Genomic DNA, 21039 nt, shown 5'->3' with positions numbered 1-21039 from the left:
GCTTAGGCCTCAGTCATTAGTTCACGTAAATAGACAAATAGCTGGCGCGCTGCCGTAGGCGGCTTGTTTTCCTCGGCTTGCTTTTTCGCTTGTCGAAGCCATTGGCGAATACGCTGAATATCGGCGTTGGGGTAACGGTTAAAAAAGTCTGTGAGCGCTTCTTCGTCACCTGACAACAGCAGGTCGCGTTGTTGCTCAACAGCATGAAATTGATTCACAGTTTGTTGATGAAAGGCGTTGAGGCGCTCCATTGCTTGTTCAATAGGTGCAACGTCTCTTTGGCGCATTAACTTGCCAATAAACTGGAGTTGGCGGCGATAGCCTTCGTGTTTATTTTTAATTTTACGAGCGAGTAAGACCGCATTGCGCAGCTCCTCATCGAGTGGAATGCTTTTGAGTTGCGCATCAGTTAAGTCGACGAGCTCAGTGCCCATTTTTTGTAGGGCTTCAACTTGGCGTTTGCGTTCACTTTTGCTGGGGACATCTGCAAATTCAGTTTCGTCTGGCGATGTCGAGTGGGTTGGTTTACGAGCCATAATCCATTCAGTTTTAATTGCTAATAATAACGAGCAGTTTACCAGTTTTACGCAAGACGCGTTAATCATTTAGAGGAGTGTACATTGAAACCTCAACTTAGCGAGTTACAGCAACAACTTGATGATGTTGAATTAGCGGTCCAATATGCGTTGGAGTTAGCGGCTAAAGAGGGGACTTCAGCGGCCGAGTGTTCGATCAGCAAAAGTGCCGGTATTTCAGTCGGTACGCGTATGGGCGATGTAGAGACCGTCGAATTTAATCAAGACGGTGCGCTGGGCATTAGTGTATATCGTGATCATCAAAAAGGCTCGGCATCGACTACCGATTTATCGCGTGAAGCCATTGCGGCGGCGGTAAAAAAAGCGGCGGAAATTGCCCGTTATACATCCGCTGATCCATTTAATGGCTTAGCACCGAAAGAACTGATGACCAAGGACTATCCTGAGTTGGACTTGTGCCATCCAGGCGATCAAAGCGCAGAATATGCGATAGAACAAGCACTTGCATGTGAACGTCATGGCTTAGCTTTAGATGATCGCATTATTAACTCAGACGGCGCTCATTATGGTTCGCATACGGGCTTTCGAGTGTACGGTAATAGCCACGGTTTTTTGGGCGGCTATTTGCAGTCACGTCATAATTTAAGTTGCGTGTTGATAGCGAAAGAGGGCGAGCGCATGCAACGCGATATGAGCTATTCGGTCGCTCGTCGTACGCAGGACTTAGCTGCACCCGAAAAAGTTGCTGAGGAAGCCGCTCAGGAGACGTTATCACGTTTAGGGGGCCGTAAGATTGATACCGCCAAAGTCCCCATAATTTTCCGCGCTGACGTGGCTGGCAGTTTGTTCGGTCATTTCGTGAGTGCGATCAGTGGCGGCAACCTTTACCGGAAATCGAGTTTCTTGCTAGATGCATTGGGCCAGCCGGTGTTGCCGTCGTGGTTAAACATTAAAGAATGTCCTCATATCGTGGGTGGTTTAGCAAGCAGTCCGTTTGACCATGAAGGTTTAGCTACGATTGAACGTGATATCGTTACGGCCGGTGAGTTGCAGACTTACCTACTTACTAGCTATGCGGCCCGCAAGATGGATATGCAGCCCACCGGTCATGCTGGGGGCATCCATAACTGGCGCTTAACCCATGGTGATAAGAGTTTGGCTGAACTGTGCAAACAGATGGGCACAGGCTTATTAGTCACCGAACTGATGGGGCAAGGCGTTAACTTAGTCAACGGTGATTATTCGCGCGGCGCTGCTGGATTCTGGGTTGAGAATGGCGAAATTCAGTATCCTGTTGAGGAAGTGACGATTGCAGGTAACTTAAAAGACATGCTGGCAAATATCGTCGCTATTGGTAACGATGTTGACGAGCGCCATGCCTTGCATACGGGATCAGTGTTGTTAGAAGAAATGCGGATAGCAGGTCAGTAAGTCAATCGGCGACATTGCTGTTTATGACAGCAGCAATGTCGCAGTACCCAAGAATGCAAAGATACCGACTACATCGGTGACGGTGGTCAAAATCACACCACCCGCGAGTGCCGGGTCAATATCAAAACGCTTCAGTATCATGGGTACGGTCACGCCGGCAAGCGCCGCCGCTAAGAGGTTCATCATCATCGCGAAGGCGATAATGCCACCGACCAACCAACTTTGCATCCAGAGCGCCACAACAGCGGCAATAAGGATTGACCAAATAATACCGTTCAGCGCACCAATGGCGAGTTCTTTGCCGATCAACCACCTTGAGTTGCTACTACCGATATGACCAAGCGCCATACCTCGAATCACCAAGGTCAGGGTTTGACTACCCGCGATCCCGCCCATACTTGGCACAATGGTATTCAGGATGGCGAGCACTGCCATCTGCGCTAACACATCTTCGAATAATGAACTCACCATGGCGGCGAGTAACGCCGTAACCAAGTTAATAGCCAACCATACCGTACGGCGGCGAGTACTTTTAAGTACCGGCGCAAAAGTATCCTCGTCATCTTCTAAACCCGCCATACTCAACATCGAGTGTTGGGCATCCTCACGAATGATATCAACCACGTCATCGATGGTAATTCGACCAACAAGTTGTTGCTCTCCGTCGACAACGGGCGCTGAAACCCAGTCGTGACGTTCAAATAGTTTAGCGACCTCGGTCTCATCCATATCGACAGGAATACTGACGATATCCGGTGACATAATATCACTGACCACTTTTGACGGGTCGACGGTCACTAAACGTGATAAAGCAATTTCACCGATGAGTTTATCGTTGCGGTCGGCGACATAAAGTTTATCGGTGGCTTCTGGTAGCTCACCTTTTAGACGAAGGTAACGTAATACCACATCGACGGTGACATCGGCTCGTACCGTGATGGTATCCGTATTCATGATGCCGCCGGCAGAGTCCTCATCGTATGACAATGCCGTTTCTGCGCGCTCTCGGTCGCGCTCGTCCATTGATTTGAGAACTTCTTGATAAACTTGGTCGGGCAAACCACGCAGTACGTAAGCCAAGTCATCGGTATCCATTCCCTCGGTGGCAGCCGCCAATTTCTCCGGCGCCATCTGGCGAATAATGGATTTTTGAACTTCTTCTGAGAGCTCTTCAAGGATATCGCCGTGTTCATCGGCATCGACAAGCTTCCAAACGATAGCTCGACTTTTCGGCGGCGATGATTCAAGCAATAATGCAATATCGCAGGCTGGCATATTGTGCAGCATGCGGCGGGCAGCCACATACATACCGTCCGACAGGGCAGTATTTACCTCTTGAATACGCTGCATTGCGTATTCTTTATCGGACAACTCAGCCATCATGATTATTCTGCTTCCTCAAATTTATCTTCAAATAAGGTGGTGATGGCAACCAAAGCCGCCTCTGCATCGTCACCATCGGCACAGACTTGGACTTCACGTCCTTGCTGGCTTGCTAGTAACATTAAGCACATGACACTACCTGCATCGACCTCTTGACCGTCTTGGCTAATTGTAATCTTAGCAGCGAAGGTTTGCGTCAAACGCGCCAATTTAGTTGCTGCGCGTGCGTGAAGTCCTAGTTTATTGCGAATGATCAAGGATTTACAGACTTTTTGCGTCATTTTGACAATTCCCGGTGACGAACTTGAACATGAGTCCCCTCTGATCGGAACTGTTCTGCTAAAGTTTCGGCTAGATAGACCGAGCGATGTTGACCGCCAGTACAGCCCATTGCAATAGTTAAATAACTACGGTTACTGCGTCGAAAATAAGGAAGCCAGGTAGCCAAAAAGTTTTCAACTTGTAATAAATATTTAGTGACCAAGCTTTCCTTTCGGAAAAATTGTTTTACGTCTTCATCCTGTCCCGTTAGCAATTTGAGCTCTGGGTTCCAATGTGGGTTTGGAAGAATACGCGCATCAAATACAAAGTCGGCGTCTTTTGGCACACCATGTTTAAAGCCGAATGACTGAAACACAATGACCACTTGTTTTGATGCTTTGCCAAGTACTCTGGCACTGACTTCTTCACTTAATTGGTGGAGCGAAAGGTGACTACTATCAATACGCCAAGTTGCACGTACGGCGATTGGGTCAAGAAGGCGGTTCTCAAGCTGAAGAGCCTCAAGCAAGGGGAGTTGCTTTTGCGACAGAGGATGGAGTCGACGAGTTTCTCCAAAACGCTGCAGTAGGGTTTGATCATCGGCGTCAATGAATAATACTTCAATATCGACTTCCGCCGGTAAAAAATCAATGGATTCGAGCAGCTCTTGAGAGTCTTCGGGCAGATTACGTACATCGATACTTATCGCGACGCGGTCATACTGCGCTATGACGGAATGCACAAGTGTGGACAGTAAAGCGATCGGCAAATTGTCGACACAATAAAAACCTAAATCTTCGAGTACCCTAAGGGCAATGGTTTTTCCCGAGCCGGAGCGTCCACTAACTATGATAAGTTGCATTCAGGTGCCTGATCCTCGCTGACAAAAATCGTATAAAGTTCGCGATCACTGTGTGCATCGCGCAATGAACGTGTGCACTCTTTATTGTTCATTCGCTTCGCTACGGTCGCGAGCGTATTTAAGTGATTTTCATGTTCCGATTCTGGTACAAGCAACGCAAACACGATATCAACGGGTTGGTTATCAATGGCATCGAATTCAATCGGTTGATCCAATGTCATAAGCACTGCTACTGGCTGGGTTGCATTCGCCAAGCGACCGTGAGGTATTGCAATCCCTAACCCTATACCCGTGCTACCGAGGCGTTCGCGATTAATTAGACTCTCAAAAATGTCATGTTTAGTAATTCCCACAAGTTTAGGAGCTGCGATGGCGCTGATAGTTTCTAACAAACGCTTTTTGCTTGCACCCTCGACTGCACATTTGGTGCAGTCGGGGCTCAAAAGATCGGACAATTGCATGATTTAGTGTTTTTTCAACTTTTCTTTGTGTTTAATCACTTGGCGATCGAGCTTGTTAATAAGCCCATCGATTGCCGCGTACATATCTTCGTGTTCTGCATCGGCGAAAATCTCTCCGCCATTGACGTGAAGCGTAGCTTCCGCTTTTTGAATCGTTTTTTCAACATTTAGGATGACGTGAACGTTGTTTATGTGGTCAAAGTGGCGCTCTAGTTTGGCAAATTTTGTATCCACGTATTCACGCAACGCGTCGGTAATATCAATGTGATGACCTGTTAGGTTGATTTGCATAACGTCTTCCTTCTACGGTTGAACAATATTAAAGCAGACTCTTCCGCTGGCTTGAAGAGGGAATATTGAGCGATTCGCGATATTTCGCGATCGTTCTCCTAGCTACTTGGATTCCCTGATCTGCGATGAGTTCAGCAATTTTGTTGTCGCTTAATGGTTTTGCGCGGTTCTCCGCGGCAACCAATTTTTTGATTAGCGCTCTTATAGCGGTACTTGAACACTCACCTCCTGTTTCGGTACTCACATGACTGGAAAAGAAGTACTTGAGTTCAAAGATGCCGCGGGGACAATGAAGGTATTTCTGAGTTGTAACGCGCGAAATCGTACTTTCGTGCATATCTACGGCTTCTGCGACATCATTCAGAACCATCGGCTTCATTGCCTCCTCACCATGCTCAAAAAAGCCTTGTTGGCGTTGAACGATACAATGTGCAACTTTAAGTAGCGTGTCGTTTCGACTCTCTAAGCTTTTTATAAACCAGCGTGCTTCCTGTGTGTGCTGCTTTATATACTGAGAGTCTGCACTTGATTTTGCCTGCCGACTCAGTGCTGCATATTCTTCGTTCACTCTTAATTTAGGTACGCTATCTGGATTTAATTCGACCACCCAACGACCATTCTTTTTAACCACGGAGATATCAGGGATAACGTATTCAGTTGGCTTTTGGTCGATTACATCTCCGGGATAAGGATTCAAGGTTTGAATCAACCGTAATGTACTTTTTAGTTCGGCCTCATCTATTCTTAGCTTGCGTTGCAGACCTTTGTAATCCCTTGCACCCATAAGTTCCATGTAATCGTTAATCAGGGTCAATGCCAGATTTTTATGGGGTGTTTCATCATTTAGTTGTTGTAATTGAATACTCAAACATTCTTGGATCGTGCGCGCCCCAACGCCGACCGGGTCAAAGCGCTGAATTCGCTTTAGCACCATAGCGACTTCTTCGACGTCAACCTCGGGGAGTGCAATGGCCTCAACGAGCTCTGTAACATCGGTCGTGAGATAACCGCGCTCATCGATAGACTCAATAATCGCGGTGGCGATAGCCGCATCCTCGTCGGTAAAGTGAGATAGCTGCATTTGCCATAACAGATGGTCATGCAGGGAGTCGTTGGTTTCGCCTTGGTAAACATCATGTTCACCATCAAATGACTGGCTAGAGCTTAAGCTGCTGGAGGGCGTGGTTGAGGTATAGGTATCGTCCCAAGTGCTGTCTAATGGTAAATCGTCAGGCAGAGATTGCTCGTTCAGCGCATCAGACGTTTCTTTTTGGCTATCGTCATTTTTAGCTTGTTGAGAAGACTCTTGAGGCGCGTCGTCGGCCTCGTTCTCTACCTCAAGTAAGGGGTTACTATCTAAGGCTTCTTGAATCTCAGCTTGTAGATCGAGCGATGAGAGTTGCAACAACCGAATGGCTTGTTGTAATTGTGGGGTCATCGTCAATTGTTGACCCATTTTTAGTTGCAAACTTTGTTTCATCTGATTATCCCGGCCTCACTTGTGCTCCGTTACAAGGTGAACTGCTCACCGAGGTAGACATCTTTAACCTGTTGGTTTGACAATACGCTATTTGCATCACCGCTGGCAATCAGTTCCCCGTGACTAACGATATAAGCATGCTCGCATACTGACAACGTTTCGCGCACGTTATGGTCGGTAATCAACACGCCTATGCCACGGTGCTTGAGGTGTTCGATAATTTTTTTGATATCCAAGACTGAAATGGGGTCAACACCTGCAAACGGCTCATCAAGCAATATGAACGTCGGATCAGCGGCAAGCGCTCGAGCAATTTCAACCCGTCGCCGTTCACCCCCCGATAAGCTCATGCCTAAACTGTTAACAATATGCCCGATATTGAACTCTTCTAATAAAGCGTCGAGCTTTTCTTCTCGTTCTATCGTTGTAAGCGATTTGCGAGTTTCGAGGATAGCCATTAAATTATCGCGCACTGTCATTTTGCGAAAAATAGACGACTCCTGTGGTAAATACCCAATGCCTCGTCGAGCGCGTTCGTGCATAGGAAGCAACGTTAAATCATGTTGGTCTAGCTTAATACTGCCTTTATCAGAATTCACTAAGCCAACAATCATATAGAAGGTGGTTGTTTTACCCGCACCGTTAGGTCCTAATAAGCCGATCACTTGCCCTTGACTTACTTCCAAGCTGACATCTTTAACGACTTGGCGTCGGTTATATGATTTAGCGAGGTGCTCGACAGATAATTTCGCCATTTATCATTGCTCTTTTTGCTGTTGTTCGGTTTCAGGCTGCTCTTTCTCAGACTGCTTGTTGGGGTTAAAAATGGTGGTTACGCGTTCGCCCGACTCTTTTGAACCGCGCGCTGAAACGTGCTGGTTTGTCAGGTCATAAACGATAGTGTCGCCGCGCGATAAACTACTGCCTTGCGTGATCTGTGCGTTGCCCTTGAGTTCGATACGCCCTTGACTCTGAAAGTAGGTGATTTGGTCGGCTTCTGCACTGATTTCGGTGCCGTTTTCGAGTAGCTGCGTATAAACAGCAGGGCGACCGTGGGCGACAAAAGTGTCAGCTTGATCTTTAGCTTCACCGCCTGAGGCCTCTAAACGGTCGGCTTCAATACGTAACGACCCTTGTGTGACGATAACGTTATCGGTCAGCAACAACTGGTTGTTTTTAATATCAAAGTGCTCGTGTCCTGCACTTACTTCAATCGGCTTTTCGAAGTCCGACTCACCTTGAGCGACAGCCAATTGACTCACTGCTGCAAGACTAGCGAGGATTAAAAACCGTTTTAACATGACGTTTTAACTCCATAGTTTCTGCGTACAAGTCGGCATTGAGCCCGTGACCTTGTACCGCAATCTGGGGTCCCGAAATCGTGACGGGATAATCTGTGTTCATCGTTTCAGCGGGTATATCGATGACTAAGTATTCGGTGTTTACACGTTTAATAGAAGTATCAGGTTGCAGTGCCAATATTTCAACGTTGCGCTCTAAAATGAGCGTTTGGTCATCATATAAAGTGCCTTGCTCGGCACTCACTTGCCAAGTTGCCTGACGTTCATCGGTATAGACCGAGTAGACAGGATTGCTCAGCTCAGTAAGACCAATCTGAATATAATGAGACATATGCTCAGCCGTCACCTGATGCGCTAAGCGTCCGCCAGACTCGTACAAGCGAGTTTTAAGACCCGAAGCCGTAAAATCGGGTGTCATTTTACGGGTTTGTACATTAGCGTCGTCGCCATCTGACGGCTGAAAAGGCCGCCAAAGCAGAATAATCACGGCACCAAATAAGACCAGCAACAAAAGTGCGACGCGGCGACTCACAAACTGACTCCCTCAGCGCTCGGTAGTTCACCGCGGCTCAGCAGGAGTAAATCACAAATTTCACGCACAGCGCCAAATCCACCGTGGCAACGCGTAATATATTGCGCGGCAAGCTGCACCGAGGGGTGCGCATCATGCACCGCAATCCCGAGTTTGGCTCGATTAATTAACTGTAGGTCGGGCACGTCGTCGCCTACATAAGCGACTTGCGAATCATTCAAGTTCAAATTATCGAGCAGCTGTTCGTAGCGTTCGACTTTATTTTTTACACCTTGAAAAATATGAGTCACGCCCAAGTGTTTCATGCGGCGCTCGACAATCGAAGATTCGCGCCCCGTTATCACGGCAGCGGGATAGCCGGCGTCCGTCCATGCTTTTAGCCCAAAGCCATCACGTGTATGAAATGCTTTGAGCTCCTCACCTTGGTTTCCTAAATAAATACGGCCATCAGAAAATACGCCGTCAACATCGAGAATCAACAACTCAACTTGAGCAAATTGTTCAAACAGTGTGGTACTGATGTCGCCGTACCACGTATTGATGGTTTTAGCTGTGCGATTATGAATCATTACACCACTCCTGCTTGCAACAAATCGTGCATATTCATCGCACCGTGGGGCTTGCCATCGTGGTCAACGATAATCAGACCATTAATTTTACGGTCTTGCATCAACTTAAGTGCTTGTGCTGCCAACATGTTTTCGTCTGCCGTTACGCAGGTACGCGTCATGAAGTCAGCGATTTTGCTCGTATGAACATCGACGCGGCTATCCAGGATCCGCCGCAAATCACCGTCCGTAAATATACCCGCTAAACGCCCGTGTTCGTCGACAATGGATGTCATCCCTAAGCCTTTGCGCGAGATTTCGAGCAATGCGTCGCGAATCAAAGCGTCTTGTTCGACCTGAGGAACACGATCGCCCGTGTGCATTACATCGCTGAGTCTCAGTAGCAGACGTTTACCTAACGAGCCACCAGGATGAGATAACGCAAAGTCATCCGCAGTGAATCCGCGCGCGTTCAGTAGTGCGACGGCCAGCGCATCCCCCATCACTAGACTCGCGGTGGTTGATGCTGTGGGCGCCAACCCTAATGGGCACGCCTCTTGCTCTACCCGGATGCAAACATGAACATCGGCCAAGGTGGCTAGCGTTGACTCCGGGTTACCCGTCATGGCGATGATTGTGACACCAAGTCGTTTCATCACCGGTATAATATTAAGTATTTCGCCCGTCTCGCCGCTGTTTGAAATTGCGATAACAATATCACTGTCAGTGACCATCCCCAGATCACCATGGCTAGCTTCACCCGGATGCACAAAAAAAGCGGGTGAGCCGGTTGAAGCGAGTGTCGCAGCAATTTTACCGCCGATGTGACCCGATTTACCCATGCCGGTTACAATGATACGACCCTTGCAATCGAACATTGCCTGACATGCACGATTGAAGTTATCGTCCAAAAAGGTTTTTAGGCCCTCTATGGCATCTCGCTCAATCTCAATAACTTCACGTGCGAGCGTGCAAAAGTCGTGGGTGATTTGCTTCATTACCTACCTAAAAAAGCTGAGAACTTACGCCTAATGATACGTCAAGATGAGGGTGACTGCCTACCGTATTTATGAACCTAAGATTGCGAATTCGATAAAATTGAATTACTATACCAACTAGACGGTTTAGTAATAAGCCTATTTAAGGTAGTGAGTGAGTCATTATGTGCGCAAAAAAGTGTGCCGGTCGCCCCAGTAATCGAGATGTCATTTTAGATGCAGCAGAACAATTAGTTGCGTCAGAAGGCGCTGCTCGTCTTACGTTTGATGCGCTTGGTCAAGCAACGGGGATTAGTAAAGGTGGTTTGCTCTATCACTTTGCAAGTAAGGACAAATTACTAGAGGCTATGTTGGAGCGCATGGTAGCGCGAAACAATGACCTTAAAGAGACCTTCATGAGCGAGTTTGAAGGTGATCCTAACCAAGAATTCAAAAGTATTTTGCTCGCATCGCTCAACAGTGATGCCGAGTGTGCGCAGTTAAGTTCTGGGCTATTAGCGGCAGCGGCCAATAACCCTGATTTATTGGCGCCGATGACTGCGCACGTACAGCAGACGTTTCAATCGTTAGAGCAATTTAGTCGCGATCCAATGCTCGCCAAAGTGCTGTTTTTCGCTGTGCATGGCGCTCGTTTGTTCGAACAATTGCAGTTGTGTGAGCACTGCCACGGTGACCGTAAAGCGTTTGCCGACAAGCTACTAGCGATGATTGATGCAAAAAACTGATATGTTTTGCAACATTTTTACAGTTACGTTTTAGGCGATCGGACCCTAGAATAGGTATTCTGAAATAAATAGCGCGTTAGGGACAGATAAGTGGATAACTTTGTTGCTTTAAAAGATGTGCATTTTTCGCACGGCCAACGCACCATATACGATGGGCTGTCATTGACGGTGCCGAAAGGTAAAATAGTCGCTGTTATGGGCCCCAGTGGTATTGGTAAAACAACGTTATTGCGCCTTATTGGGGGGCAGTTACGACCGGCATCCGGATCCATCAAAGTGGCCGATGAAGAAGTGACGCAGTTATCACGCAAGAAACTCTATGAGCTGCGTAAGCGAATGAGTATGCTTTTTCAAAGTGGTGCGCTGTTCACCGATATGAGTGTATTTGATAACGTTGCCTTCCCGTTAAGAGAGCATACAGAGCTCAGCGAGGATGTTATCCGCAGCATTGTCTTGATGAAGCTAGAAGCGGTAGGCTTGCGTGGGGCTCGCGATCTGATGCCTTCGGAGTTATCAGGCGGAATGGCGCGTCGGGCTGCACTGGCGCGTGCTATTGCACTTGATCCTGATCTAATCATGTATGACGAACCTTTTGCTGGCCAAGATCCAATTTCAATGGGCGTTATCGTCAAACTGATTCGCTCGCTGAACGAATCGTTAGGTTTAACTTCTATCGTGGTCTCCCATGATGTCGATGAAATACTATCGATAGCCGATTACGCGTATATTATCGCCGATAAAAAAGTCGTCGCCGAGGGGACTCCCGATGAGCTGAGAGAAAATGATAAGGCTATTGTAAGGCAGTTTCTTCAAGGTGAGGCTGATGGACCCGTCAAGTTTCATTATACCGAGGATGACTTTGCTATGGATTTAATGGGGGAAGCGCATGGATAGGTTGGCGCGCTTGGGCGCAACAGTCACAGACGCAATAGCAGGTATCGGTCGTGCGCTGGCGATGTTACTCGGAGCGATTATTGGTAAGCCCACACCACGAAAGTCATGGCCTCTATTTGTTCAACAAATGTATGTGGTTGGCGTACTATCCCTCATTATTATCGTGGTGAGCGGGTTATTTATTGGTATGGTATTGGGACTCCAAGGCTATACCATTTTGGTCGATTACGGTGCCGAACAGAGTTTAGGTCCGATGGTTGCGCTATCTCTTTTACGCGAATTGGGGCCTGTCGTCACAGCCTTGCTTTTTGCCGGTCGCGCCGGCTCCGCACTGACCGCCGAAATCGGCTTGATGAAAGCAACCGAGCAATTATCGAGTTTAGAAATGATGGCCGTTGATCCGTTACGACGTGTCGTTGCTCCACGTTTCTGGGCGGGGTTTGTCAGTATGCCTCTATTGGCACTTATTTTTTCAGCCGTTGGTATTTACGGCGGCTATTTAGTGGGCTCGGGTTGGCTCGGTGTCGATGAGGGCGCATTTTGGTCAGTAATGCAGTCAGCCGTTGACTGGCGTGACGATTTAATGAACGGGATCATTAAATCGCTCGTATTTGCTTTTGTGGTGACGTGGATTGCGCTCTACAAAGGCTATCGTTGTGAACCAACATCTGCGGGTATTAGCAAGGCGACCACTTCGACGGTGGTCACTGCTTCACTCGCTATTTTAGGACTCGATTTTATTCTTACAGCATTGATGTTTGGCGGGTAAAAACCATGGAATCACGGAAATCACATATTTTTGTTGGCTTATTTGTCGTTGTCGGGGTTTTGGCGCTGCTGTTTATTGCTTTGCGCGCTGCAAGTGGGAGCACCGTGACTGCTGGTGAAACCTACACGCTCTATGCGAAGTTCGACAATATTGGCAGTTTAAAAGTACGCTCGCCAGTTAAAGTGGGGGGTGTCGTTGTAGGACGCGTTACCAATATTTCGTTGTCGGGCGAGTATTACGAGCCACTTGTTGAGATGGAGATCAGTCAAGACTATGACAAGTTCTCAGAGACAAGTAGCTTATCGGTGCTGACAGCGGGTCTTTTAGGTGAGCAGTATTTAGGTCTGCAACCAGGGTTTATCGATGACACGGTGGGCACACTTGAAGACGGAGACACGATTTCTGATACCAAATCAGCATTGGTGTTGGAGCAGTTAATCGGACAATTCTTGTTTAGCCAAGGCGAGAATTAACGAACGGGGAGTTGTAATATGAAAGTTTTATTAACGTTAGTAATGGGTGCTTTTCTGACCGTGAGTAGCGCCTCGGCGGAAACGATTAAAGAGGAAAATCCCTATACTCTGGTTAAGAAAGTAGCGGATAAAACCTTTGAGCGTATCGGCGAAGAGCGCAGTAAGATTACGGAAAACCCCAACTATCTGAAGACTATTGTTAAAGATGAGCTGATGCCTTACGTCGATAATATATATGCGAGCAAGAAGGTATTGGGGCGTTACTTTAAAGATACTGATGAAAAGCAACGTCAGGAGTTTTACAAAGCATTTACGGATTATATTGTTGCAACTTATGCCCGAGCTTTTACACAATATGATGAGTCGAAGCACGAAGTAGAGTTTCTGCAACACCCTAAAGTAGGACCCGATGACAAGGTCGTAGTGGTAGAGACGCGCGTTAAAGAAGCGGGTCGCCCACCAATTCGTTTGGATTTTAAAGTCCGTTACGATAATAACGCTGACGTTTGGAAAGCATACGATTTAGTTGTCGAGGGTGTAAGCTTATTGAATAGTAAGCAGAGCGAGATAGCAGCAGTAATCCGCTCACGCGGCATCGAAGGTACCATTGCGCTGCTCGAGGATAAAGCGGGGCAACCCATCAAGTTGGACGATAAAGTCGACGTACCGTCTTAAGGGTCGCCCATGAGTCAGGCTCAAATGAACTTTCAACTCGCTAATGACGGTACATTGTCGTTAGCGGGTTCGCTTACGCGAAGCGCGATTCCGGCGCAATGGAATGCACTCAGCCAGCTGTTGAATGAGAAGACAGTAAAACAAGTGGATGTTGCAGAGGTTACTTTAATCGATACTGCGGGCGTGGCTATATTACTTGAAGTGATAAAGCACAATCGTGATGCTGTTCCCTTACAGTGTAAGGGCAGCTCGGAGCAGTTAAGGCAAATCGTCACAGTGAGTGGCGTCGACCATCTACTTTCGTTAAGCTAACGGCTTTAATTCTTCAGCTAAGTTGTGTGGATATAATATGAACGCCGAACAATTGACCGCGTTATTGAAAAATGAACTTGAAATCGATGAGGCGCATGTAAAGCTTGATGGCGCTAACGTTAACATTATTGCCGTAGGTGAGATTTTTGCCTCATTGAATCGTGTGAAAAGTCAGCAAATGGTGTACCAACCTCTTAAGCCCCTCATCGCTGATGGTACGCTTCACGCTGTTTCTATTAAGACCTACACGCCTGAAACTTGGGAACGTGATAAAAAATTAATGATGCCTTAATGTCATCAGGAGGCATCATGGACAAATTTTTAATTAAAGGCGGGCGTCCGCTACACGGCGAAGTGACTATTTCTGGCGCTAAGAATGCCGCATTGCCAATATTATTAGCAACGGTATTGGGTAGCGAGTCAATTACTATTTCGAATGTTCCTTTGCTTCAGGATGTAAAAACGTCACTTAAGTTACTTGGAAAGCTGGGGTTAGCCCACTCGGAACTCCAGCATGGCGAAGTCACCATCGAACCTGCAGAAATGTCGGAGCATGTAGCCCCGTATGAGCTCGTGAAGACGATGCGTGCCTCCATTTTAGTGCTCGGTCCTTTGTTAGCGAAAGTCGGAAAGGCTGAAGTGTCATTGCCTGGCGGCTGTGCCATTGGTGCTCGCCCGGTAAACTTACACATCGAGGGCTTGCGTCAGATGGGAGCTCAAATTGTGGTCGAAAATGGCTACATAAAAGCGTCCGTTGATGGGCGTTTAAAAGGAGCAGACATTCTGATGGATACCGTGAGTGTGACAGGCACGGAAAACCTGATGATGGCAGCAGCGCTTGCTGAGGGCACGACGCGCATTGAAAACGCCGCCCGCGAACCCGAAATTATTGATCTCGCGCGCTTTTTGAATCACTTGGGTGCGAAGGTTACAGGTGAGGGGACCGATACGCTTACGATTGAAGGCGTTGAACGCTTACACGGTGGCCATTACTCTGTGATGCCAGACCGTATTGAGACCGGTACGTTTCTTGTTGCAGGGTTAGCAACAGGAGGCGATGTGACTTGTCGTCATACCGATCCGAGTGCCTTAGATGCGGTGCTCAAGAAGCTTACCGAGGCCGGAGGCACGGTTGAAAAGGGAACTGATTGGATCCGTATTCGTAGTCAGGGCCGGCCTAAGCCCGTCACTATTATTACTGCTCCACACCCAGCATTTCCAACTGATATGCAGGCTCAGTTTTGCGCGTTGAACGCCATTGCGTCGGGAAGTGGGTGGGTGCGAGAGACGATTTTTGAAAACCGTTTCATGCACATTCCTGAACTTCGCCGTATGGGCGCTCATGTTGAGCTCGAGGGCAATACAGCTATTTCGAATGGGGTAGAGACTCTGACTGGTGCAGAAGTGATGTGTACCGATTTACGAGCTTCTGCTTCGTTGGTGATTGCCGGTTTGGTTGCTCAAGGGGAAACGCTCGTAGAACGCATCTATCATATCGATCGTGGCTACGAAGGTATTGAGCTTAAGCTTCAAGCGCTCGGTGCAGATATTCAGCGAATTCACTGAATTTGACGCGCGGACCCAACAGTTAATGTTGTGGTTCGCGTTTCGTCATTACGTACGTATTCGATTTTCAACTGTGTACCAGGCCGGCTTTTAACAACGCGCTCCATTCCTTCCGTTGCCGAGAAAATCGGTGAACCGCCAATTTGCGTGATTAAGTCATTGACTTGCAAACCCGCTCGATCAGCTGGGCTATTGGGCTCAACTTGCGTCACAAGAATTCCGTTAGCCGCATTTTGTAGATTGAAATTCGGGTTAACTTGAATACCAATATAGCCACGCACGACGCGACCCTCTGTAATGAGGGTATGCATGATCTCTTTGACCGTATTATAAGGCGTTGCAAAGTAGATACCTTCAACGGTGTCACCAAACGCCGAGTTAAATCGAGCATTATTGATACCGATTAACTCTCCCTTGCTATTGATAAGTGCTCCACCTGATGCGCCTTGATTGATGACCGCGTCCATTTGTATTAGGTCGGAATAGGCTGAGCCGGTGATACCAACTCGTCCCCCCGTGGCACTAATAATACCCTGTGTAATCGTTTGCCCGATATTATACGGATTGCCAATGGCAAACACGATATCCCCTACCTTTATGGGTCTTTCGCCCATCGTCGGAATGACGGGTAGGTTATCTGCCTCGACCTTGAGTACGGCGAGGTCGGTGTAAGTATCATTTCCAATCAGTTGCGCCTCGTAGCGCCGTCCATCTTGCAATGCCACCTGAATTTCATCGTAATTTTCCACTACATGATTGGCGGTGATGATGTAGCCACGATCACTCATGATGACACCCGAGCCTAAACGCCACAGACGTGAATTTGACTGAGACGAATAGCGTGAGCGCTCACTTTCACCCAAGCTATATATATTGACGACGGCAGGTGCTGCGCGACTGATGGCTTGGTTAAAACTCGCAACCTCATCATTCTTATTTAAATTAAATTGACTTGGACCGCCATTTTGTATGTATGGCTGGATGAGAAAAATAATGGCAGCAACGACCAAGCCTAAACCTACCGATTGGTAAAGGAATCGAACGAGTGACTTGATAGAGCTCATAAGTTAGGCGGTCCGTTAATTAAAAAAGTGACTTCAGCTTATCACTGAAGTCACTTTGATGTAAGTTTTTGAAACTAAAACGCGCGACTAAGATGCGGGGTTACGTAACATTAAGTAACGTACACTATTCCCACGTTGGATACTCAGCGCTACCACATCACCCGCGTTGTCAATCGCTTCACGCAGGTCGCCTAAGTTACTAATTGGTTGCCGATTAGCGCCTTTGATGATATCACCTTTTTCAAGTCCAATTCGCGCGGCGGGTGACCCCGTTTCTACTTCAGTAATGCGAATACCATCGTTGGAACCGTCAGCTTCAAGGGTCGCGCCTTCTAAAGCCGGGTGTATCGACTGAGCTGAAGTTTCGGTATCTTGCGCATCAAGCGTCACCTGCACATCTTGGCGTTCACCATCACGGATCAACTCAAGATCGACTTTCGTTCCCGACCCTAGGGTACTGATTAAAGCGCCTAGTTCTTGGAAACTTGCTATCTCATCACCGTTAACAGACACGATGACATCTCCCGACTGAATGCCGGCCTTGTCGGCTGCGCTCTCAGGTACAACTTCGGCAACGAATGCGCCCTCTGACACACTAATATCAAGTGCATCAGCAATATCTGAGTTGAGGTCGTTTCCGCGTACGCCTAACACGCCGCGACGTACTTCACCAAACTCGATTAATTGTTGCACGAGGTTACGCATCATATCCGCTGGGATTGCGAAACCGATACCGATGTTGCCGCCATTAGGACCTAAAATCGCTGTATTGATACCAATCAATTTGCCATCGAGCGTTACTAGCGCACCACCGCTATTACCACTATTAATTGCGGCATCTGTTTGGATAAAGTTCTCAAGCTCTTCGATACCGAGGTTGGCACGACTAAGGGCGCTGACAATACCGGATGTGACAGTTTGTCCAAGACCAAAAGGATTACCGATAGCAACGACGAAGTCGCCCACCCGTAATTCTGACGACTTACCGATCTCAATATCAGTAAGATCCTCGGCGTCCTCAATTTGCAGCAGTGCGATATCGCTTTGTTCGTCGCGGCCCACTAATTTGGCATCATATTCACGACCATTTTTCAGTGTCACAACGATTTCAGAGGCATCATCGATGACATGATTGTTGGTAACTACATAACCTTTGTCTGCATCAATGATAACTCCTGAACCGAGTCCACGGAATGGACGCTCTTGAACGCGTTCGCTCGGAGCATTGGGACCAAAGAAAAAACGTAACGCGTCAGGGACCCGTTGGCGTACTTCACGTTTACCTTTGACAGAAATATTAACGACGGCGGGAGTAACATCCTCGAGCATCGGTGCTAACGTTGGTTTTTCGTCATCTGCGCCGAAAAATGGAATGCCAGCTTGTGCGGTTTGAGAAAAGCCGCCAACGGTTAAAGCGGCTAGTGTGAGACCTACAATTAATTTATTCATCGTGTTACGAACTCCTAGTAGTAACTTTACAACCGTGTGCAGCCATTATGACCGCCGAGTTACTAAATGAGTTCACTGTTAAAATGTTTCAAGATATTTAATCGCGTTTGCTGGACTCATTTTCAGTAAACAAACCGCTACGCTGATCGGTGTAATCTTTAGGAACTTGGTTGGCTTCTTCTGAGCTGTGCGTCGAACGGTAATCTTTATTCATGCTACTTGCCACCCGCAATTGACGCATTGTGTCCTCAGAAAAGAATGGCAAATCGCTTTGTGCTTCGTTTTTTTGCAGTAAGTCAGCGCTGTGCGCTAGATAGTTTTTAAGTTTGTCTTGTGTTTCTTCGAGTTGTTCAACCAACGCATTGGCGGTTGCAAAGTGCTCGGCGACTTCGCGTTGATAATCAGCGAGCTGCTTCTGACTTTTTTCGACCTGCTCTTCAAGATCGCCGCCACTGCGAAGTCCAAACAAGTAACGTGCGACAAAAAAACCAATAATTGCGCCGACTGCGACCAATAAAATACCAATTAACCAATCCATGCCTAACTCCTAGACTGACCCTACTCATTGCTGATTCAGGGCATCGTGATAAAATACATGCCCTATAGGATAATCGTAACTGAGGTGAAGTGGTAGTGTCGAACCCGTGCTTTACGCCAATTGAGCGTTATAAAAAAGACTTAGAACGCGAAGATTTTAGTTATGATGAAGCGCAGGAGCACGCGGTTACGCAGTTACAGCGCCTTTATGATGAGTTAATCGAGTGGCAGGAAAATAAGCAACGGTCGCTAATAAAAAGGCTGTTTAGTAAGCCCGTACGTCCCCCTAAAGGACTCTATTTTTGGGGAGGGGTCGGTCGTGGCAAGACCTATTTAGTTGATACCTTTTACGAAAGTTTGCCGATTAAGAAAAAATGGCGCCTGCATTTTCATCGATTCATGCAGCGGGTACACAACGAACTCAAGCAATTACAGCAAAAATCAGATCCACTGATTATTGTAGCCGATCGCATTGCTGCGGAGACTGATGTCATCTGTTTTGATGAGTTTTTTGTACAGGATATTACGGATGCTATGTTACTCGGCAAACTATTTGAGTATCTTTTTGAGCGCGAAGTGATACTCGTTGCAACATCCAATATCGTACCCGACGACCTATACAAAAATGGGTTACAGCGCGCACGATTTATTCCGGCAATAAAATTAATTAAGCAGCATTGTGCTGTGGTTAATGTTGATAGCGGGATCGACTATCGCCTACGCACTTTGACGCAAGCAAAGCTATTTCATGTGCCTAATGATGACCAAGCTGACCAAAGGTTGGTAGAGTCCTTTCATAACCTAGCGCCGGAAAAGGGGTGTGATTTTGAGTCCCACGCTGTTGAAATCGAAGGACGATCGATTCGAGTGCGTGCGGAATGCGATGATGTTGTCTTTTTCGACTTCCCAGATATTTGTAAGACAGCGCGTAGCCACACCGACTACATGGAACTTGCGCAGTTATATCATGCCGTCATTATCTCGAATGTCGAACAAATGGGCCGTCACAACGATGACGTTGCGCGTCGCTTTATCGCGTTGGTGGACGAATTTTATGAGCGCCGAGTTAAATTGATTCTATCCGCGCAACAGCCCATTGACTCGCTGTATAGCGAAGGGCAATTAAGTTTTGAGTTTCGCCGCTGTGTGAGTCGTTTGCAAGAAATGCAAAGTGAAGAATATTTAGCACTGGCGCACCGCGCATAAATGGCACAGTGAATCGGTAAGAAATTTCAAAAAATGCGTGATCTTTGAGCGCATTTTTCCTATAATCCGCGCAGCCCACGTTACAGTCCATGGCGTTAACATCTCGTTAGCCCATGGTTGCAGCAAATAAACTAATGATTTCTATCATTTTTTTATTGTTGTGATTCGCGGGGAAGCCCGGAATTACTGTCCGTGAACATTTAAAATTAGGTTTTTTCAAAATGAAAACATTTGTAGCAAAACCAGAAACGGTAAAACGCGACTGGTACGTAATTGACGCAGAAGGTAAAACGTTAGGTCGTTTGGCTACCGAAGTAGCTCGCCGCCTGCGTGGTAAGCATAAGCCTGAGTATACGCCTCACGTTGACACAGGTGACTACATCGTCATCGTTAACGCTGAGAAAGTTGCTGTAACCGGTAACAAAGCTCAGGACAAAATGTACTACTCGCACACTGGATTCCCGGGTGGTATCAAATCAATCAGCTTTGAAAAACTGATTGCTAAGAAACCTGAAATGGTAATTCAGAAAGCGGTAAAAGGTATGTTGCCTCGTGGACCTCTAGGCCGTGCCATGTTCCGTAAACTGAAAGTGTACGCAGGTGCTGAGCACAACCACGTTGCTCAACAACCTAAACAACTGGATCTATAACGGAGCAAGCATACTATGGCAGATAATCAATACTACGGTACAGGTCGCCGCAAAAACTCAACTGCTCGCGTATTCTTGCGTCCGGGCAGCGGCAACATCCAAATCAACCAACGTGCGTTGGAAGATTACTTCGGTCGTAAAACTGCACAAATGGTTGTTCGTCAACCACTTGAAGCAGTAGAAATGACTGAGAAGTTCGACCTTTACATCACCGTGAGCGGTGGTGGTACAACAGGTCAAGCGGGCGCAATCCGTCACGGTATTACCCGTGCACTGATGCAATATGACGAAGGCCTACGCTCTACCTTGCGTAAAGAAGGCTACGTTACGCGTGACGCTCGTCAAGTTGAACGTAAGAAAGTGGGCTTACACAAAGCGCGTAAGCGTCCACAGTTCTCAAAACGTTAAGTTTACGTTTTACGGAAAGCCCAGCATTTGCTGGGCTTTTTTATTTTTGCTAGCCAGTGAACCTCTGTTTACGAATGTAAACGCTTGTTGTGACAGCAACACGCGCCATACACCGCGAATCACTTGTAAAACATGTGGGTTTTCTTTATCATTTCTGAGCATTTTTTGTAATCCGTATAGGCGGATAACGCAGCAGCTAATTCCCGACTTCGCGGCCATGGATCGCG

At 47.3% G+C, this 21039-nt stretch carries 27 protein-coding genes; 12 read left to right on the top strand and 15 right to left on the bottom strand.

The window, feature by feature from the left end; genetic code table 11:
* Positions 1-2: 2 nt before the first annotated feature.
* Complete coding sequence (gene yjgA, locus AC3AP5_RS10305) at positions 3-536, bottom strand: ribosome biogenesis factor YjgA (RefSeq protein ID WP_272978203.1); 534 nt, start codon at positions 534-536, stop codon at positions 3-5.
* Between the two features lie 84 nt (positions 537-620).
* Here yjgA and pmbA point away from each other — a divergent pair, with 84 nt between their 5' ends.
* Positions 621-1967 carry a metalloprotease PmbA gene (gene pmbA / locus AC3AP5_RS10300; protein WP_487326660.1) on the top strand — a complete coding sequence of 449 codons (1347 nt, stop codon included), beginning with the start codon at positions 621-623 and terminating at the stop codon, positions 1965-1967.
* Between the two features lie 21 nt (positions 1968-1988).
* Here pmbA and mgtE read toward each other — a convergent pair whose 3' ends face one another.
* The 11 genes from mgtE to AC3AP5_RS10245 are packed head-to-tail and all read right to left on the bottom strand — an operon-like array spanning position 1989 to position 10084.
* Positions 1989-3350 carry a magnesium transporter gene (gene mgtE, locus AC3AP5_RS10295; RefSeq protein ID WP_006956872.1) on the bottom strand — a complete coding sequence of 454 codons (1362 nt, stop codon included), beginning with the start codon at positions 3348-3350 and terminating at the stop codon, positions 1989-1991.
* 2 nt (positions 3351-3352) lie between these two features.
* On the bottom strand, positions 3353-3631 hold the full coding sequence (locus AC3AP5_RS10290) for an HPr family phosphocarrier protein (RefSeq protein ID WP_006956871.1): 279 nt from the start codon (positions 3629-3631) through the stop codon (positions 3353-3355).
* Positions 3628-4473: an RNase adapter RapZ gene (gene rapZ / locus AC3AP5_RS10285; RefSeq protein WP_272978204.1), complete on the bottom strand. Its 846-nt coding sequence runs from the start codon at positions 4471-4473 to the stop codon at positions 3628-3630. Before rapZ ends, AC3AP5_RS10290 begins: the two co-directional genes overlap by 4 nt.
* Positions 4458-4934, bottom strand: a complete 477-nt coding sequence (gene ptsN, locus AC3AP5_RS10280) for a PTS IIA-like nitrogen regulatory protein PtsN (RefSeq protein ID WP_006956869.1) — start codon at positions 4932-4934, stop codon at positions 4458-4460. The genes rapZ and ptsN overlap by 16 nt, the downstream gene beginning before the upstream one ends.
* 3 nt (positions 4935-4937) lie before the next feature.
* On the bottom strand, positions 4938-5225 hold the full coding sequence (hpf, locus tag AC3AP5_RS10275; protein ID WP_006956868.1) for a ribosome hibernation promoting factor: 288 nt from the start codon (positions 5223-5225) through the stop codon (positions 4938-4940).
* A 28-nt stretch (positions 5226-5253) separates the two neighbouring features.
* Positions 5254-6705 (bottom strand): RNA polymerase factor sigma-54, encoded by a 1452-nt coding sequence (locus AC3AP5_RS10270; protein ID WP_487326659.1) that lies wholly within the window; start codon positions 6703-6705, stop codon positions 5254-5256.
* A gap of 29 nt (positions 6706-6734) precedes the next feature.
* Positions 6735-7460, bottom strand: a complete 726-nt coding sequence (gene lptB / locus AC3AP5_RS10265) for an LPS export ABC transporter ATP-binding protein (protein ID WP_006956866.1) — start codon at positions 7458-7460, stop codon at positions 6735-6737.
* A 3-nt stretch (positions 7461-7463) separates the two neighbouring features.
* On the bottom strand, positions 7464-8006 hold the full coding sequence (lptA, locus tag AC3AP5_RS10260) for a lipopolysaccharide transport periplasmic protein LptA (RefSeq protein ID WP_006956865.1): 543 nt from the start codon (positions 8004-8006) through the stop codon (positions 7464-7466).
* Entirely contained in the window at positions 7978-8538 is a 561-nt protein-coding gene (lptC, locus tag AC3AP5_RS10255) for an LPS export ABC transporter periplasmic protein LptC (RefSeq protein WP_006956864.1), read from the bottom strand. The genes lptA and lptC overlap by 29 nt, the downstream gene beginning before the upstream one ends.
* Positions 8535-9107 carry a 3-deoxy-manno-octulosonate-8-phosphatase KdsC gene (gene kdsC, locus AC3AP5_RS10250; protein ID WP_272977416.1) on the bottom strand — a complete coding sequence of 191 codons (573 nt, stop codon included), beginning with the start codon at positions 9105-9107 and terminating at the stop codon, positions 8535-8537. The genes lptC and kdsC overlap by 4 nt, the downstream gene beginning before the upstream one ends.
* Entirely contained in the window at positions 9107-10084 is a 978-nt protein-coding gene (locus AC3AP5_RS10245) for a KpsF/GutQ family sugar-phosphate isomerase (protein ID WP_006956862.1), read from the bottom strand. Before AC3AP5_RS10245 ends, kdsC begins: the two co-directional genes overlap by 1 nt.
* Positions 10085-10248: 164 nt before the next feature.
* On the opposite strand from AC3AP5_RS10245, the gene AC3AP5_RS10240 reads away from it, so the two are divergent.
* The 8 genes from AC3AP5_RS10240 (at position 10249) to murA (ending at position 15498) form a co-directional block, all read left to right on the top strand.
* The gene (locus AC3AP5_RS10240; RefSeq protein WP_272977418.1) at positions 10249-10809 is read left to right on the top strand and encodes a TetR/AcrR family transcriptional regulator; all 561 of its coding nucleotides are present in this window, start codon (positions 10249-10251) and stop codon (positions 10807-10809) included.
* 90 nt (positions 10810-10899) lie between these two features.
* Positions 10900-11703 carry a phospholipid ABC transporter ATP-binding protein MlaF gene (mlaF, locus tag AC3AP5_RS10235; RefSeq protein WP_272977419.1) on the top strand — a complete coding sequence of 268 codons (804 nt, stop codon included), beginning with the start codon at positions 10900-10902 and terminating at the stop codon, positions 11701-11703.
* The gene (mlaE, locus tag AC3AP5_RS10230) at positions 11696-12472 is read left to right on the top strand and encodes a lipid asymmetry maintenance ABC transporter permease subunit MlaE (protein ID WP_006956859.1); all 777 of its coding nucleotides are present in this window, start codon (positions 11696-11698) and stop codon (positions 12470-12472) included. The genes mlaF and mlaE overlap by 8 nt, the downstream gene beginning before the upstream one ends.
* A 5-nt stretch (positions 12473-12477) precedes the next feature.
* Positions 12478-12945 carry an outer membrane lipid asymmetry maintenance protein MlaD gene (gene mlaD, locus AC3AP5_RS10225; RefSeq protein ID WP_006956858.1) on the top strand — a complete coding sequence of 156 codons (468 nt, stop codon included), beginning with the start codon at positions 12478-12480 and terminating at the stop codon, positions 12943-12945.
* Between the two features lie 18 nt (positions 12946-12963).
* Positions 12964-13620, top strand: a complete 657-nt coding sequence (locus tag AC3AP5_RS10220; RefSeq protein ID WP_006956857.1) for an ABC transporter substrate-binding protein — start codon at positions 12964-12966, stop codon at positions 13618-13620.
* A gap of 9 nt (positions 13621-13629) precedes the next feature.
* Positions 13630-13932 (top strand): STAS domain-containing protein, encoded by a 303-nt coding sequence (locus AC3AP5_RS10215; RefSeq protein ID WP_006956856.1) that lies wholly within the window; start codon positions 13630-13632, stop codon positions 13930-13932.
* A 37-nt stretch (positions 13933-13969) separates the two neighbouring features.
* Positions 13970-14224 carry a BolA family protein gene (locus tag AC3AP5_RS10210; RefSeq protein WP_006956855.1) on the top strand — a complete coding sequence of 85 codons (255 nt, stop codon included), beginning with the start codon at positions 13970-13972 and terminating at the stop codon, positions 14222-14224.
* Positions 14225-14241: 17 nt separating this feature from the next.
* Positions 14242-15498 (top strand): UDP-N-acetylglucosamine 1-carboxyvinyltransferase, encoded by a 1257-nt coding sequence (gene murA / locus AC3AP5_RS10205; protein ID WP_006956854.1) that lies wholly within the window; start codon positions 14242-14244, stop codon positions 15496-15498.
* On the opposite strand, the gene AC3AP5_RS10200 is transcribed toward murA, so the two are convergent.
* From AC3AP5_RS10200 to AC3AP5_RS10190, 3 genes are all read right to left on the bottom strand, one after another.
* Complete coding sequence (locus AC3AP5_RS10200) at positions 15492-16562, bottom strand: trypsin-like peptidase domain-containing protein (protein WP_272977420.1); 1071 nt, start codon at positions 16560-16562, stop codon at positions 15492-15494. The two genes, murA and AC3AP5_RS10200, sit on opposite strands and share 7 nt — an antisense overlap.
* Before the next feature lie 87 nt (positions 16563-16649).
* Entirely contained in the window at positions 16650-18011 is a 1362-nt protein-coding gene (locus AC3AP5_RS10195; RefSeq protein ID WP_487326658.1) for a DegQ family serine endoprotease, read from the bottom strand.
* A gap of 97 nt (positions 18012-18108) precedes the next feature.
* Positions 18109-18549, bottom strand: a complete 441-nt coding sequence (locus tag AC3AP5_RS10190; protein ID WP_272977422.1) for a Z-ring associated ZapG family protein — start codon at positions 18547-18549, stop codon at positions 18109-18111.
* Positions 18550-18644: 95 nt separating this feature from the next.
* On the opposite strand from AC3AP5_RS10190, the gene zapE reads away from it, so the two are divergent.
* The 3 genes from zapE to rpsI all read left to right on the top strand — a co-directional run bounded on the left by zapE (position 18645) and on the right by rpsI (position 20812).
* A complete protein-coding gene (zapE, locus tag AC3AP5_RS10185; protein ID WP_487326657.1) occupies positions 18645-19754 on the top strand; it encodes a cell division protein ZapE in 1110 nt (369 codons plus the stop codon).
* Between the two features lie 221 nt (positions 19755-19975).
* Complete coding sequence (gene rplM, locus AC3AP5_RS10180) at positions 19976-20404, top strand: 50S ribosomal protein L13 (RefSeq protein ID WP_071463061.1); 429 nt, start codon at positions 19976-19978, stop codon at positions 20402-20404.
* Positions 20405-20419: 15 nt separating this feature from the next.
* Positions 20420-20812, top strand: coding sequence for a 30S ribosomal protein S9 (gene rpsI / locus AC3AP5_RS10175; RefSeq protein WP_071463062.1), 393 nt, complete (start codon positions 20420-20422; stop codon positions 20810-20812).
* Positions 20813-21039: the final 227 nt, after the last annotated feature.

It is taken from the genome of Idiomarina sp. D18 (assembly GCF_057748155.1).
Note: the sequence above shows the minus strand (reverse complement) of the source record. Positions and strands in the feature narration are given on the sequence as shown.